The 14083-nt window shown below is 58.3% G+C and carries 10 protein-coding genes and 3 pseudogenes; 5 read left to right on the top strand and 8 right to left on the bottom strand.

Annotation, left to right across the window (positions count from 1 at the left end; all coding sequences use genetic code 11):
* Positions 1-55: 55 nt before the first annotated feature.
* Positions 56-997 (bottom strand): LysR substrate-binding domain-containing protein, encoded by a 942-nt coding sequence (locus tag QZH45_RS12530; protein ID WP_024776545.1) that lies wholly within the window; start codon positions 995-997, stop codon positions 56-58.
* 202 nt (positions 998-1199) lie between these two features.
* Here QZH45_RS12530 and QZH45_RS12525 point away from each other — a divergent pair, with 202 nt between their 5' ends.
* Complete coding sequence (locus QZH45_RS12525; RefSeq protein ID WP_053193833.1) at positions 1200-1580, top strand: nuclear transport factor 2 family protein; 381 nt, start codon at positions 1200-1202, stop codon at positions 1578-1580.
* Between the two features lie 303 nt (positions 1581-1883).
* Here the strand turns inward: QZH45_RS12525 and QZH45_RS12520 are convergent, their stop codons facing one another.
* The 3 genes from QZH45_RS12520 to QZH45_RS12510 are packed head-to-tail and all read right to left on the bottom strand — an operon-like array spanning position 1884 to position 3888.
* Positions 1884-2516, bottom strand: coding sequence for a VOC family protein (locus QZH45_RS12520; protein WP_024776543.1), 633 nt, complete (start codon positions 2514-2516; stop codon positions 1884-1886).
* An 8-nt stretch (positions 2517-2524) separates the two neighbouring features.
* Positions 2525-3343, bottom strand: a complete 819-nt coding sequence (locus QZH45_RS12515; RefSeq protein WP_024776542.1) for a helix-turn-helix transcriptional regulator — start codon at positions 3341-3343, stop codon at positions 2525-2527.
* Between the two features lie 5 nt (positions 3344-3348).
* On the bottom strand, positions 3349-3888 hold the full coding sequence (locus QZH45_RS12510) for a kinase inhibitor (RefSeq protein WP_069018530.1): 540 nt from the start codon (positions 3886-3888) through the stop codon (positions 3349-3351).
* A 359-nt stretch (positions 3889-4247) separates the two neighbouring features.
* Between QZH45_RS12510 and QZH45_RS12505 the strand changes: the two genes are divergently transcribed.
* From QZH45_RS12505 to QZH45_RS12495, 3 genes and pseudogenes are all read left to right on the top strand, one after another.
* On the top strand, positions 4248-4511 hold the full coding sequence (locus tag QZH45_RS12505) for an ester cyclase (protein WP_335719787.1): 264 nt from the start codon (positions 4248-4250) through the stop codon (positions 4509-4511).
* Positions 4493-4990 (top strand): annotated as a pseudogene (locus QZH45_RS12500) (LysR substrate-binding domain-containing protein); the annotation flags it as partial. The gene QZH45_RS12505 and the pseudogene QZH45_RS12500, both read left to right, overlap by 19 nt.
* 110 nt (positions 4991-5100) lie before the next feature.
* Positions 5101-5367 (top strand): annotated as a pseudogene (locus tag QZH45_RS12495) (CoA transferase); the annotation flags it as partial.
* On the opposite strand, the pseudogene QZH45_RS12490 reads toward QZH45_RS12495, so the two are convergent.
* Positions 5366-5665 (bottom strand): annotated as a pseudogene (locus QZH45_RS12490) (RNA 3'-terminal phosphate cyclase); the annotation flags it as partial. The pseudogenes QZH45_RS12495 and QZH45_RS12490 sit on opposite strands and share 2 nt — an antisense overlap.
* A 4-nt stretch (positions 5666-5669) precedes the next feature.
* Positions 5670-6896 carry an RtcB family protein gene (locus tag QZH45_RS12485; protein ID WP_024776538.1) on the bottom strand — a complete coding sequence of 409 codons (1227 nt, stop codon included), beginning with the start codon at positions 6894-6896 and terminating at the stop codon, positions 5670-5672.
* A gap of 207 nt (positions 6897-7103) precedes the next feature.
* Here QZH45_RS12485 and rtcR point away from each other — a divergent pair, with 207 nt between their 5' ends.
* Positions 7104-8729, top strand: coding sequence for an RNA repair transcriptional activator RtcR (gene rtcR / locus QZH45_RS12480; protein WP_053193840.1), 1626 nt, complete (start codon positions 7104-7106; stop codon positions 8727-8729).
* Positions 8730-8937: 208 nt separating this feature from the next.
* On the opposite strand, the gene QZH45_RS12475 is transcribed toward rtcR, so the two are convergent.
* Together QZH45_RS12475 and QZH45_RS12470 are read right to left on the bottom strand one after the other, a co-directional pair.
* Positions 8938-12114 carry a hypothetical protein gene (locus tag QZH45_RS12475; protein ID WP_055136013.1) on the bottom strand — a complete coding sequence of 1059 codons (3177 nt, stop codon included), beginning with the start codon at positions 12112-12114 and terminating at the stop codon, positions 8938-8940.
* A gap of 65 nt (positions 12115-12179) precedes the next feature.
* Positions 12180-13994 (bottom strand): pentapeptide repeat-containing protein, encoded by a 1815-nt coding sequence (locus tag QZH45_RS12470; protein ID WP_055136014.1) that lies wholly within the window; start codon positions 13992-13994, stop codon positions 12180-12182.
* Positions 13995-14083: the final 89 nt, after the last annotated feature.

The following is a 14083-nucleotide window of genomic DNA, read 5'->3' as shown; positions in this document are numbered from 1 at the left end:
TCTTGGGTGGGCATTGAAACGCTGGCGGGCGAACTCGGCTGCGTCCAGGCAGCATTTATCGGGCGTCAAACGGAGCAAACACATGCACCACCCATTCGACGAACAGCCGAACCTTTGCGCTGAGATGCCTGTTGCTCGGATAAATCACGCTCAATCGATGTCGCGGCCGACTCCAATCGTCGAGCACGGTGCACAGTTTTCCGCTATCAAGATGCGGGGCGACCATGAACCTGAACGCCTGACCAAGGCCCACTCCACTGAGCAGCGTGCTCAAATACGCGGAGCTGTCGTTGACCCCGACCACCACCTGCCCCTGGACCAGAACCTGCTCGGCTGCCTTGCAGAACTCCAATGGGAAGGGCCTCCCGGTGAGTGATGAGAAGTAGCCCAGGATTGCATGTCCCGGCCCGCCAGTCGTCTTCTTTGCCGCTGGCCCAGGGTGCATCAACTCGGAAGGATGGATGGGAACACCGTGTACGGCAAGATACGACGGACTCGCACAGGTGACCCAGTCCAGGTCTGCGAGTCGTCGCGCGACAAGTGAGGTGTCGGCCAACTCTCCGCCGCGAATGACGCAATCGACACCCTCGCCGATCAGATCGATTGGCCGGTCACTGACACCGAGGTCGATATGGAGCTCGGGATATAGCGCGCGGAAACTTGGAAGCGCCGGAATCAGGATCATGTTCGCCAGCACCGACCCGATATCGACGCGGATGCGGCCACGCGGCTGGGCCTGTGCACGCACCATACTCTCGTCCATGTCATCAAGGTCACCGATAAGCCGCGTCGCACGCTCGTAGTAAGCCGCCCCCTCCGAAGTCACGCTGACGCGTCGCGTCGTTCGGTGTAGCAGCTTCGTGCCGAGGTGACGCTCCAGGTCTTGCATCAGTTTGGTAACGGTCGGGCGCGGAATGTTCATCGAATCCGCGGCTTTTGAGAACGCGCCTGACTCGGCTATACGGATGAAAACGCGTAAGGCAAGCAATTGATCCATGATTAAAAAGGGGCCGGGGTGTCTAGGAAATATGGGCGAGAATTATTCATCATCATGAATTAACAAATAGCTTTTTGCACATTTATTCACCGAAGTGAACTCTCTAAGCTCTCATCCATCGCCAGCCTCGATCACCCATAGACAGCGATACCGGGCAAGACTGACGAATCCACACCAGAGATCCAGCCCCCCAGAGGACACTATGAAAACTGCTCTCCAATTGCTTCAAGCCTATCAAGACAACATCCAGGCGCCGACGTCAGCCGCGGCCTTGTTTGCCGAAGACGGCGCGCTGGAAATACCGACTGTTCATGTGCACGCACAGGGACCTGCCGCCATTGAGCAACTGGTCGCCGACCTGCTTGTGAAGATTCCGGACTTCCGGTTCAAGGATTTCAAGGTTTGGATCGACACGCCCGACAAGGTCTTCGGCGAATACTCCGTCGAGGCGCTGGTCGTCGGCACGGGCAAGGTCTATCGGCAAACCTATGCAGGCTTGCTCATCGCAGAGGGCGGGAAGATCAAGCTGCTCAGGGAAGCGCTGGACACAGCTGCCGGAGCGCGGGCATTCAGCATGGACTGAGAGTCAGTGCGGCGGCCGTCCCGATGGCCGGGCGACGCAACGAGCGGCTGTGGCTTGGGCACGTCTGGCGTCGACTCGACCGGGTTTCATAGCGGCTACAGGGCCGAGCCGGTGCGTGCTGTTGATGGCAACCCCGGTTGGTAGACCCGTCCCAATTCTTCAATGCCTTGATGAATGTGAACCAGGGTTTGGTGAGGGACGGGGATATCAAGCCACGCAGCCACCGGTCGAAACCTCTTCCATTCGCGCGATCATTTCCTCCTGCAGATCAGAAGGTGTAAACCTTATTCAGGACGCGACACCCTATAAATTCCTGAGCCCCGCTGGTGTTTCGATACAGGAAACCAAGCGTGACATTTCAATGCTATCGCATCGATGAAGCCGAACTGGCCCGGAAAAATTCATGGCATCAAGCAGGTGGCTGATCCTCTCTGGCGCAGGATGGAAAATATCGAGCCTCTGCAATGAGCAACCTTTATCTTCAAGCATCGCTGCAGGGTGCGCCGGCTGTCCCCATTGAATCAGGCTGGGGGCGGCTCCCCCCAAAGGCAATCCACCGTCCGCCAAAATCGTAATATCCCAGCACAACTCACCTCGGCTCATCGGCTGTACCTGGCCGACGACTTCCGCGAACATCGAGCCAAGCGATTTCAGGCTGTCGGTTCCAGCAACCCAATGGGCCAGCCGAGGAGACGCGTTGTCTGGTAACCCGTCCAGGGCGAACCAGCGAGGCCGCCCTACAGGCGGGGCCGCCGGGTTGATAGCGATCACTTCCAGATAGAAACTCGTCCCCAGTCGCAGCAGCTTGTTGTGGGTTCCCATAAGCGAATGACAGCCGCCTTGTTGAAGCTCCACACCCAATCGTTGACTCACAAAGCGCTCACCCGCCTCCAACGTAGGCGCCACGACGACTAAATGGTCCAGTGATGTCTGCATGACGGCTCCTAAATCCCTGCCCGCAATTCACGTGGCGACAGACCATAGTGTGAGCGAAAGCGCACCGCAAAACGTGAAGCCGAGGCGTAACCGCAGGCCGCAGCAATTTCCCCGATAGGGCGAGACGTTGTTTGCAACCCTTGCAACGCCGTCGCCAGTCGAACACTCTCCAGGATATTCCTGAAACTGTCCCCCTCATTCGCCAGTTGGCGGCGCAACGTCGACTCACCCAGGTTCAGGCGTTGTGCAATGGTCGCAACTGTCCAGTCTTTCTCCGGACTGCCCATGACGATCTGCTGCACACGTTCGCGAATTGGATCGTTGCGCCCCATCAGCAGAGGTCCGACCTGGCCACCCAGGCACAGACTCAGAAGAACCGCTTCCCCGTAGAGCGCGCGTAATGCGTCCGGGGAGTTCGCATGGATAGAGGCCAACAATTGATCCCATGCCTGTGTTGTGTGCCTGTCCAGAGGGACGCATAGATCAGTCTTCAGTTCACCATGACGGCTCATGATCTGCTGGCTATATCGGGTGCTGAAGTTACGCAATGTCGAGACGGGAAAGGTTACCGCATCGGCGACGTAGTGACCGTGAAGTCCGGGGAAGTTCGAGATACCCAGCTCGCGGCCGGCCGGCATCAGGATCAGATGTTGCGGCCCGGCACGCATCTCCCGATCATCCCATTGCAACAGCTTCTCCCCTTGTCGCACTCGACACAAGGTGGTCACGAACACCGGCACCCTTGGCAGGGTCAATGGCTGTCGCGCCCGTATGACACACGCATCGATAATGTTTTCCCGGTGCTGTATGCCGTCACAAGGGCGCATCGCTCTTAACGTCCGTAAGTTGAAGTAATGGTCGCTTTGGCAAGGGCGTTGGCATTGAGCATGTACCCTACCAAGGCACCGCTGGCCTCACTGTCGAGTGGTAGCTTATCCACTTTCAACGCCCATACGGTGAATTGATATCGATGGGGTTTATCACCTACAGGTGGGCAAGCCCCGCCAAATCCCGGCTGGCCAAAATCGGTTCGCCCTTGTACTGCACCGGCAGGCAGGTTCGCCCCCACTCCTCTTGGCAAGCTATTGGTGGAAGTCGGCAGGTTAACCACCGTCCAATGCCACCAACCGCTACCGGTCGGTGCATCGGGATCATAGACCGTGATCGCATAGCTTTTAGTACCTGCGGGAGCGTTTGCCCAGGAAAGCTCGGGAGAAGTGTTGCCACCTTCGCAACCGAAGCCTTGGAACACTTCGCGTTTGGTCAGCGGACGGTTGTCGGCAATATCCTGGCTGGTGAGTGAGAAGTCGGCGGCATATCCACTGAATGCTACCGCCATGGAAAGTGCAGGCAGGACTGATCTGATGTTCATCGCGGCTCCATCTGAGTCTTAGGTGAAGCTCGATTCTAGGTTGAACGAAGAGTGGCTACTGTGCCGAAATGCTCGATAAGAGTGCCGAAATGCTCGTTTTCACCGGCACCAGTTTCCGTTACGCCTTCAATATTATTTTCGTGGTCTTCACGCTGATGTTCTTCGTGCATGTCGCCGTTCAACCCCATTGAAAGTCAGCATTGGCGCCTTTGCGTCGGCGACCCCGTGTCCGCCGGACGCTCCGCCATGGTCGTTCAGCAACGCGATGACCACTCACCTACACCGCTGACTTTCTACTCTGCTCACTGCCTTGATGAGACATCACAGTAGGACCTAGGATCGCAAAGGCAAGAACAGACATGAGGAGGAGAACCAGCCCCATGAGCCCGAACCTTGCCGATCTTTATAGCGACTACATCGCCTGCCTGAATGCACAGGACTGGGCAAACCTGGGCCATTTTGTGCACCCGGATGTGGTTCACAACGCGAAACCATTAGGGTTGCACGGCTATCGAAGCATGCTGGAAGCCGATTATCGGGCCATTCCCGACTTGCGCTTTGCAATTGCATTCCTGGTGATCGACCCACCTAAGTTGGCGGCTCGCCTGGTGCGGGGGTGGTGAAGGGTATTCTGGATGGGGTGGCCGATATCGGGATCTGCTCCGCGGATACAGAAGTCAAAGGGCTTCACGCGGTGCCGTACCGCCAGGATGAGTTGGTCGTGGTCATGCGCCCGGAACACCGTTTGGCAGTAAAAGAACGGATCGCCTTTGCCGAGACGCTCGACTTCGATCACGTCGGCCTGCACGCCGACAGCTTCATCAATCTGCGCACCCACGCGGCCGCGCGCAGCTGCGCAAAAGCGCTGCGGCTTCGCATTCACGTGCCGGGGTTCGACGCAGTGTGCCGGATGGTGCAGGCTGACCTGGGCATCGGAGTGCTGCCGCGAAAGGCTTTCGAGCTTATTGGCCGGTCTCTGGGCCTGAAGGCGGTGGCGCTGGAAGATGACTGGGCCATTCGCAGCATGCTGCTGGTGATCCGGAACGAGGACGCACTTTCGCCGGTTAGCAAGCTGTTGTACAGGCATCTTCAAGGGCTCTGAATCGCGGTCTTCGTATTTCGCGAAGACTCGTTCCAAATTTACGGTTGGTAGCGAGTGGTTGGCCTCTCTTAGGCTTGGATCAAATTCCAAGAACACGAGGCTACATCCCCATGACTGCCCTTAACGGCCTTCGCGTCATTGAAATCGGTACCTTAATCGCCGCGCCGTTTGCAGCACGCCTGCTCGGTGAGTTTGGTGCGGAGGTGATCAAGATCGAATCGATGGGTCATGGTGACCCCCTACGCAAATGGCGAAAGATGCACGAAGGCACGTCGCTGTGGTGGTACTTGCAATCGCGAAACAAGAAGTCCCTTGCGCTCAATCTGAAAGCCCCTGAGGGCATCGACATCGTCAAGCAATTGGTCGAAAGCGCCGAACCAGTATCGTGCTGCCCGCCGTGCCGATCGCGAACGAATACTCGCCGGCCTTTACGGCCCCGGGACGGAATCCGATAGCGGTCGAATTGAGTTCCGCTCCCAGGACTTTGGCGCCGCAGATCTCAGCCGCTGCTCGTACTGCGGTGAGGTGTTGTCGCAACAGGCCGGGCCGGGAGCGCTTGCCGCGTATTCCTGTCATCCGGAACGCCTGGCCGGTGATCATGGAGAGGCTGAGGGCAGTACGCAGCACTTGCCCTCCTCCCTCGGTGCCGTCGATGAGAATCAGATCCTGGCCCATCCACTCACCCCTTCACGCAGACGACTTGGCGCAGGGTATGGACCACTTCAACCAGATCGTGCTGGGCCGCCATGACCGCATCAATGTCCTTGTAGGCCATCGGGATCTCGTCGATGACCGCCGCATCCTTGCGGCACTCGACATGAGCAGTCGCCCGCACCTGGTCCTCGACCGTAAACATGGCCTTGGCCTTGGTACGGCTCATCACACGACCCGCACCGTGTGAACAACTGCAAAAGGCTTCCTCGTTACCCAGGCCCCGGACGATGAAACTCTTTGCGCCCATCGACCCGGGAATAATCCCCATCTGACCCTTCTGCGCAGAGACGGCGCCTTTACGGGTGAGAAGGATATCCTCCCCGAAGTAAGTCCCTCGCTCCACGTAGTTGTGGTGACAGTCGACGGCGATCAGCTGCGACTCAAAGGGCTTGGTGATGACCGATCGTACGGCATCCAGCACCGCCAACATCATGACCGCGCGGTTCTGCTTGGCGAAATCCTGGGCCCACTCGACAGCCTCGACGTAGTCATCGAAGCTGGACGTTCCTTCCCGCAGGTAGGCCAGGTCCCGGTCGGGCAGGTTCACCATGTGCCTGCGCATTTCCTCACGGGCCTTCTCGATAAAATACGAACCGATCGCGTTGCCTACGCCACGGGAACCGGTATGCAACATCACCCACACATGGTCGGCTTCGTCCAGGCACACCTCGACGAAATGGTTACCGGTTCCCAGCGTCCCGAGGTGTTTGTGGTTGTTGGACTTTTCAAGGCTCGGGTGCTTCTGGGTAATGAGGTTGAAACGCCCCTCGAGGGCTGACCAGGCCTGGTCGACAATCGCCGGTGCGCTGTCCCAGGCCCCTTTGTCCCGGCCGCTACGTCCCGAGGTGCGTCCGTGCGGCACAGCCTTCTCGATTGCAGAACGCAGGCCGAACAGATGGTCAGGAAGATCGCTGGCGCGCAGCGAGGTGCGGACCGCCGACATCCCGCAACCGAGATCGACCCCGACAGCAGCGGGGATGACCGCGCCCTTGGTGGGAATCACGCTCCCGATCGTCGAGCCCTTTCCCAAATGAACGTCGGGCATGACCGCCATGTGCCTGAACACGAACGGCATCTGCGCGGTGTTCATTAATTGCTGCCTAGCCTCGGGCTCAACCGGGACGCCTCGGGTCCACATCTTGATGGGCTTGCCGTTTTCGACTTCAAGCAGCTCGAAGGTTTGAGTGGTCATTGTTTTTTCGCTCCTGTGATTTCTGTTTGGGAGCTCTATAGCGAGCGGCATGCCAATTCTACGGCTGGCGGATCATATTTTTACTATCCAATTGATATTCAAGGACTTTAATCGTAATGCCGTTAGTCCTCACAGGTCGGCACTGTTCACTGACAGGCCTCAAAACTATACTCAATTATCGTTCTCTATCTTTTGAGATATTCAGCAATGCAGGACAAAAAGACAGTCGCCATCGGGATTCTTGGATCAAAGCTCGACCGCGTCGGCAAGGGGGAGCAGCGCTGGAACAAATGGCGCCCTACCCTCTCGCTGTGCCAGCAGCCCGACCTGGTGATCGATCGCCTGGAGCTGATTCACGGTGAAGCGCGCTGGGACATCGATCTCGCTCTGAAAATAGCGGCTGATATCGCCCAAGTCTCGCCGGAGACCGAGGTTCGCCTGCATACCATGGCGATGCGAAACCCCTGGGACTTCGAAGAGGTCTACGCCGCACTGCATGACTTCGCGGCTGACTACCGGTTTGATACGGAGGATGAGGATTATCTCGTTCACATCACGACGGGCACCCATGTCCAGCAGATCGTCTGGTTCCTGCTGGCCGAGTCCCGGCACATCCCTGCCAGGCTGATCCAGACGCAGCCAACTGGCTTGCGGGATGCTGATACGGGCCCGTCTGGCAAACACGTCATCACCGACCTCGATCTCCAGCGCTACGACCAGATCGCCAAGCGATTCCAAGCCGAGCGCCTGGAAGGCACCGAACTGCTCAAGTCCGGTATTGCGACCCGCAACGCGGCGTTCAACCGGACGATAGAACAGCTCGAACGGGTCGCCGTGCGATCCCGGGCACCGATCCTGATCAGCGGCCCTACCGGGGCGGGCAAGTCCTTTCTCGCGCGGCAGATCTACGAGCTGAAACGGGGTCGTCATCAGGTCGAAGGTCCGTTCGTCGAGGCGAACTGCGCCACGTTGCGCGGCGATACCGCCATGTCGACGTTGTTCGGCCATACGAAAGGCGCCTTCACTGGCGCCCAACAGGCGCGCGACGGCTTGCTGCGCTCGGCCCACAAGGGCGTCCTGTTCCTCGACGAGATCGGAGAACTACCACTCGACGAGCAAGCGATGCTCCTGAAAGCGATCGAGGAAAAGAAGTTCTTGCCGATGGGCTCCGACAAGGAGGTCGAGTCTGACTTCACGCTGATCGCGGGCACCAATCGGGACCTGCACGCGCGCGTTGTTGAAGGTCTGTTCCGCGAAGACCTGCTGGCCAGGATCAACATCTGGACTTTTGTGCTGCCCGGACTGGCCAATCGGAGCGAGGACATCGAGCCAAACATCGATTTCGAATTGCAGCGCCATGCCCGGGATAACGGCCACATGGTTCGCTTCAACACCGAAGCCCGGCGTCGATACCTGGCCTTCGCCACCGCCAGGGATGCCGCCTGGCCAGGCAACTTCCGGCAACTCTCGGCGTCGATCACTCGCATGGCCACACTGGCCGACAGCGGCCGCATCGACATGACGCTGGTGGAGGACGAGCTGGAACGACTGCGCCTGGACTGGCGGATACCGACCGCCTTGGACCCATTGTCCGAGCACTTGGCAAAAGCCGGCCTTGAGATCGACCTGTTTGATCGCCTTCAACTGGAATCGGTCCTGAAGGTATGCAGCACAGCGGCAAGCCAGGCGGATGCCGGTCGCAAACTCTTTTCACAGAGCCGATCAGCCAAGGCATCGAGTAATGATTCCGATCGAATCCGAAAATTTCTGGCGCGATTCGACATCACCTGGAGCCAAGTCCCGGGGCTTCTCACGCACAGTCAGCTCCAATGAGTTGATGCTGCATGTGCTGGACACCGCCTGGATCCAGGCTGGGAGGACGCCTGCCTGCACCGCGAATACTTCGCTGCGCCCCATCGTCCGAGCCGATGGCAGCTTTGCCGTAAAGTTGAGCCTTTACCCCCCAGACGCGCCCCGTAGGACGGGGGCATCTGGCGATAAACGCATTTTTTATCCGATACGTCTAAAGGGTAAGCGGCGCCTACGCCGTTGGCGCCGGCGGCATCCAATGGCTGATCGATGGCTCAGGTCTCCCATCCGCACCATGGATCAGCTCATAGTTGAGGGCGTATACGTTCCGGTCCAGACTCACGGCGAGCTTGCCGGATGCAACACTCTGCGTTGATACCAGAAGGTCGCCCTCCGGCGTGTAGATGTCCATGTAGTAGTCATCCGACGAGCCGCCATCGCCGGTATAAGAAAGTACATAGACATACCCCTTGGCTTCCACGTCCAGGTCGAGGAAAGTCGAATGCTCACGAGCGTTCAGCACCAGCGCCGACGAGGACTTGCCCTTGAAGTACTTGACCGGATTTCCATGGATGTCGAACGCCTGCACCCGTGCGTTACCGGATTCGAGCACCATCACGACTCCGTCCAGGCCTATAGCGATCGCTACCGGTTCCGACACCAGCCCTTCCCGGGTACCCTTGCCGGAAAGCAGGCAAGCGTCGGGGGCTTCGCTATCGGCGACAGGTGTATTCGACAATTCGCATCGGAGCAATTTGCTTCGCCCGGTACTGATGGCAAACACGTAGCCTTGCGGGTGCAGAACGAAATCATCCAGCGGGATACCCGCGAGGAACCGACCATAACTCTGTCCCGCCCCAGCATGAAGGGGCGCGCATTTTGACCCGTTGTCGTAACTCAGCGTGACCTTGCGAAGATGAACGTACGACGGTGCGTCATAATCGCTGCTGGTTGCAACCGGGTAGCTGTCGAGGAAAAAGTTTCTCCCCGAGCCATCCGACGGGCTTACCAGATCGTAGCTGATGCCCGACTTGTCGTTATAGCCGACGTCGAGCGGCTGGCAGGCCTGCTCCGGTGGGGCAAGGAGTGATACGTTCTGCACCGTGTACATGGCGTCGACCGACCGCGGGTTTGTCGCCAGGTTTTCCGGAATGTTCAGATGGGTGGCCTGCCATGCGTACCCGATCGACGCGGGGCCCTGCGCCAGGGTAATGCTCGTCAGGCTGATGAGATCAGATCCGGTGGTCGCCGTGGCCGTTGGAGGTGATGCCCCCCTGTTCCAAATGTGCGCACCGCCCTCGTAGGCCAGTTTCTCCAGATGCTCGTAGACCGAGCTTTTAGTAAGCGGAGGCAGGCTGTTCTTGATCTCCAGGTTCGGTATCACCAGCGTGCTGCCGTCCGTGCCCAGCGCAGGTGTCCAGTCAGTCGCCCCTCGACCTGCAACCCATCCATTGTCGGCATAGAAGATTGCGGTCACCTTCAGTTGCCCTCCTCCCGGGATGCCCTTGAAGCTGACCGGGATGGACTGGTTGTTCGTCCCCTCCGACAGCGAAAACGTCTTGGTGGGTACCGTCACCTGGCTGTCGTACGACACGGTGACCACGTAATGCGTCGCCTGCATCGGGAAGTAATGGAACTGCGAATCCGGGGCGACGGTGATATCCAGATCGATCGTCCTCGTCACTGTTGAGGTGTAGATCGGTGCTGCCTCCAGCACCTCAAACGTCGTCTGGCAAAGCTGCGCTGCGGTGATCGCTGCATTGACTGCTTCCAGCGCAATGTCCACGAACGGAATCGCCTCCTCCAACGCCCCCTGCGCGATAAACTCCAGCAACATCGCCTTCAGGCCCGTCTTCCATAACAAGGGCCCGATGATGTTGGCCAGCTTGAGGAGCACCTCCTTGACTCCGCCTGTCAATGCGTAGTCGATAATCGTGGCGTCGATCGTCGCCAGGACGCCCAGGATGCCAACGTAGACCGCTTGATCCTTCAGCAGGTTGGTGACGAACTCGGTGTTCATCACTGCGGCCCCGACGACGAGCGCGATAACCGGGATCGCATACTCGAAGGTCGCCGTCATGAAGATCCCTAGAATACAGATATGCTGGTCGGTACGCCCTGGACCGAAAACACCGAGACCCGCCAGATGGATGTTCACCGCGTTGGCCGCCTCCGGCACGGGGAACGTCAGCGTCATGTCGGTGACATCAATGGGAATGCCGGCGATCTCATCAATCGGCCCGACCCGGTCGAGGTACTTCGTTGTGGCAGTGCCGCTGAATACGCTGGGGATAGAAGCCGCCGGCCACGAGTCCGGCGACGCGACGGGAGTGCCACGGGCATCCAGGAACTCGATGTAGGCCCCCAGGTGCCTGAGCCACTGATTCTCCACCGTCACGGACATGTTGGTGCCGTCGTACTTCACGCTGGCAGGATCGACCACAACGCCCAGGCCCGGGGTGAGGTTTTTCAGTTTCCACTGGGAGTCCTGGTCATGCCGGCGCACTGAATGGGAGCCCGCCGTGCCCTGATATTCACTCGACACAACGCCATCGAGTACCTTCCACAGCGCGCCGCGAAGGTACTCTTCCTGGCGGGATAGCTGGATCGCCAGCGGCAGCGTGCTCGATACGGCCAATCTCACGCTCTGGTGGAGCCTGGACGTATAGAGCGGCTTGTTGCCGTCGTACACCTGCTTGTTATCCCAGTCGAGCAGCGGTACTTTTTTCTGCCACGCATCACCGGCCCCCTCGATGGCATGTACCAGGGTATTCCCGTCATTCGCGATTGCGATCTTGATGCAACTTTCCTTGATATAGGCAGGAATAGCACCACCATTATCGCCACTGAGATTCAGCAAGCTCGGGTGATGGAAAAGCACGGCGACCGCGGCCTCCATGGCCTCGACGTAACTGTCCACCTTATCCGGAAAATCACCCTCCAGGATCAGTGGTTCAAGATGCTCCGAGGTGACGCCGTACCTGGCGAGCTTGGCATATGACGTGGCCAATATATCCTTGCCGCGCTTCTTCATTTCTTCCCGCGCTGCCACCCGGCCTGCCTTGGGGACATGCAGGTACATAGCGATGGTGTTGCGGATCGATTTATCGATAGTTGTCGCCGTGGACACGGTGATCAATGCCGGACGCTTCGAGGGCACGGGAAGATCCTCGATGTAATGCGTGACGTGCTCTTGCGGGAGCAGCGCCAGGAAGGGTGTGTCCTGGCTGGACCGTGAGAGGGTCTGCGGCGTGTGACGTTCGAGCCGATACTCCCTCAAATTTGCGTGCAGGACCACATCGTCCAGGTCCTTGCAGTGCTTGAGGTTGAAGTGCAGCGTGCGCGTCTCGGTCGGCCCAGGCAGTTTGTCCGCGCGGCGGTTAGCCGATCCATCACTCCTTTGATTCATGGTTCTTTCCCTGTGTTGACGGTACTTGGGTGCGTATGTCGTGCGGGATGTGCCGTGTCTCCCGGTCAGTTGTGGTCGCCGTAATTCCAAGTATTCATCGGAGCGTCGTTGGCGTGCCACATGGTGCCGGTGCAAGGCCCTGTCTGGCCATTCGGGCACGTCGCACCGGTGGTGTCCTTTGGCATCCGTGTGACGTTATAGGTAATCGGAGTCATATCTTCCCGACCACCATGGACGGTCAATGTACCTTCGTCCGTGCTGACGGCCGCTCCGATGAAATTCACCCCAACCGTATTCGCACCTGAAAAATCGACACCTTGAAGGCACGCGTTCGCAAACGAGCATGCTCGTTGATCATCGATAGTCGACAGATCGACGCCGGTGAATCGAGCGTTGATGAGGCACGCTCCGTCGAAGGTGACACCTGCGGCGTTCTGTCCTCCCAGCCCCGAGAAATTAGTCGCAACCAGGTACGCGCCCGCGAAGTCCACCTGGGTGATGGTCGCGCCAACCAAGGTCGCTGAGTTACCGTACAAATAGCAGAGCGGCATCATGGCAAACGACAGGTCCGCGTTGCTGAATGAGGCATCGAGCAGGTACGCCCCACTCAGATTACAGCGGTGCTTGCCATCTGGCGTCGAGAAGGTGGCATGGTCGAACTTGGTGTATGACAGGTCCGCGTTCACGAGGTTGGCGCCCCCGAGCTGTGCATAGGAAAAGTCCGCGGCGCTGATACTTGGAGAGTCCACAGCGCCAAACTGCACGCCGGTCAGAACCGCATATTGTGCGATCAGATTATCGAGCGTCCCATCGAGGATCGCGGTGCCTGGATGGTCGGGGTCTTCAATCATGAACTTGACACCGTCCATCTGTGCGTAACTCCAGATGTAGATGTCATCATCCTCGCTGTCGAGCGCGTGCGTAAGGACCTTGTTTACCCGGGCATTCGAAAAAATGGTGCGTTTATTGACGTGTCGGGTGATGCGGATGGGCTTGGTAAGGTCCGAGAGGGTCGCCAGGGACAGGTCGGCGCTTCCCAGGTCTGCACTTTCGAAGTTGCAGTTATCGAGCACCGCCCCCGTGAAGTCGCACTCTTTCAAACTGGCACCGCTGAAATCGGCGTTCTTGAGTGATGCATTGCGAAAGTTCGCGCCGTCCAACGTGCAACCTCTCAGGTTACTGCCATCAAGCACTGTGCCCGAGAAATTCGCAATACCCGAGAAAGTGACATTGCTCAGATTGCAGTTCGTCACTCGAGTACCGGAGAAATCCACGTTGTGCAGGAACAGATACCAGAAATCGGCCTTGTCGTACGATTGCTTGTTCAGCTCCGACGCTCCGGGGAGCAACTGTTGTGTAATGACAGGCACGGATGGGTTGGCAGAAATGAGGGCGAGCTCAACATCTTTCCAAGTGACCGTATTGGCGATGATATCGATATCGAGCACGGATATAACCGACCGACCTCGAATGAGCTCCATCCAGATGGCATTATCTGCCGGAGGAATGCCATACGGATCATGGATCGTCAGAGCGAGCGTCGCTGGTGTGTCTGGAGAGGTGAGCGCGACATCGAAATCGTGACAGTCACCGCCCGACATCGGGCTTCCACAGTCCAACCAAACCCCGTCACGGACCGATTGAACCTGGAGCCAGCGGTGGGTGTCCTGATTGATAGCGTTGTCGGGCGTGAATGTATCTCCCAGATAGAAGGCGAACAAGGTAGCGTCTTTCTCGGTGTCATCGTCCAATAATTCGCAGGCCAGTGAATTACCGTTACGGTATGCGAACCAGGTATTGGAACCTATCCCCCCATAATTGACGATTATGGTGAGGTAATAGCAGCCGATGTAAGTCTTTATGGCATTCGGGTTGGTCATAGAGGCTTCCAGGGATTGAATAGCCGATCGATGAGCGCGAAAAACTGCGGTTCCTGGCAAAGATGAACTCACCCACCACATCGCGTCTG

Source organism: Pseudomonas corrugata (genome assembly GCF_050920615.1).
GTDB classification, from domain to species: Bacteria; Pseudomonadota; Gammaproteobacteria; order Pseudomonadales; family Pseudomonadaceae; genus Aquipseudomonas; species Aquipseudomonas corrugata.
The sequence above is the reverse complement of the archived record's forward strand: the minus strand, read 5'-3'. Positions and strand labels throughout refer to the sequence as shown.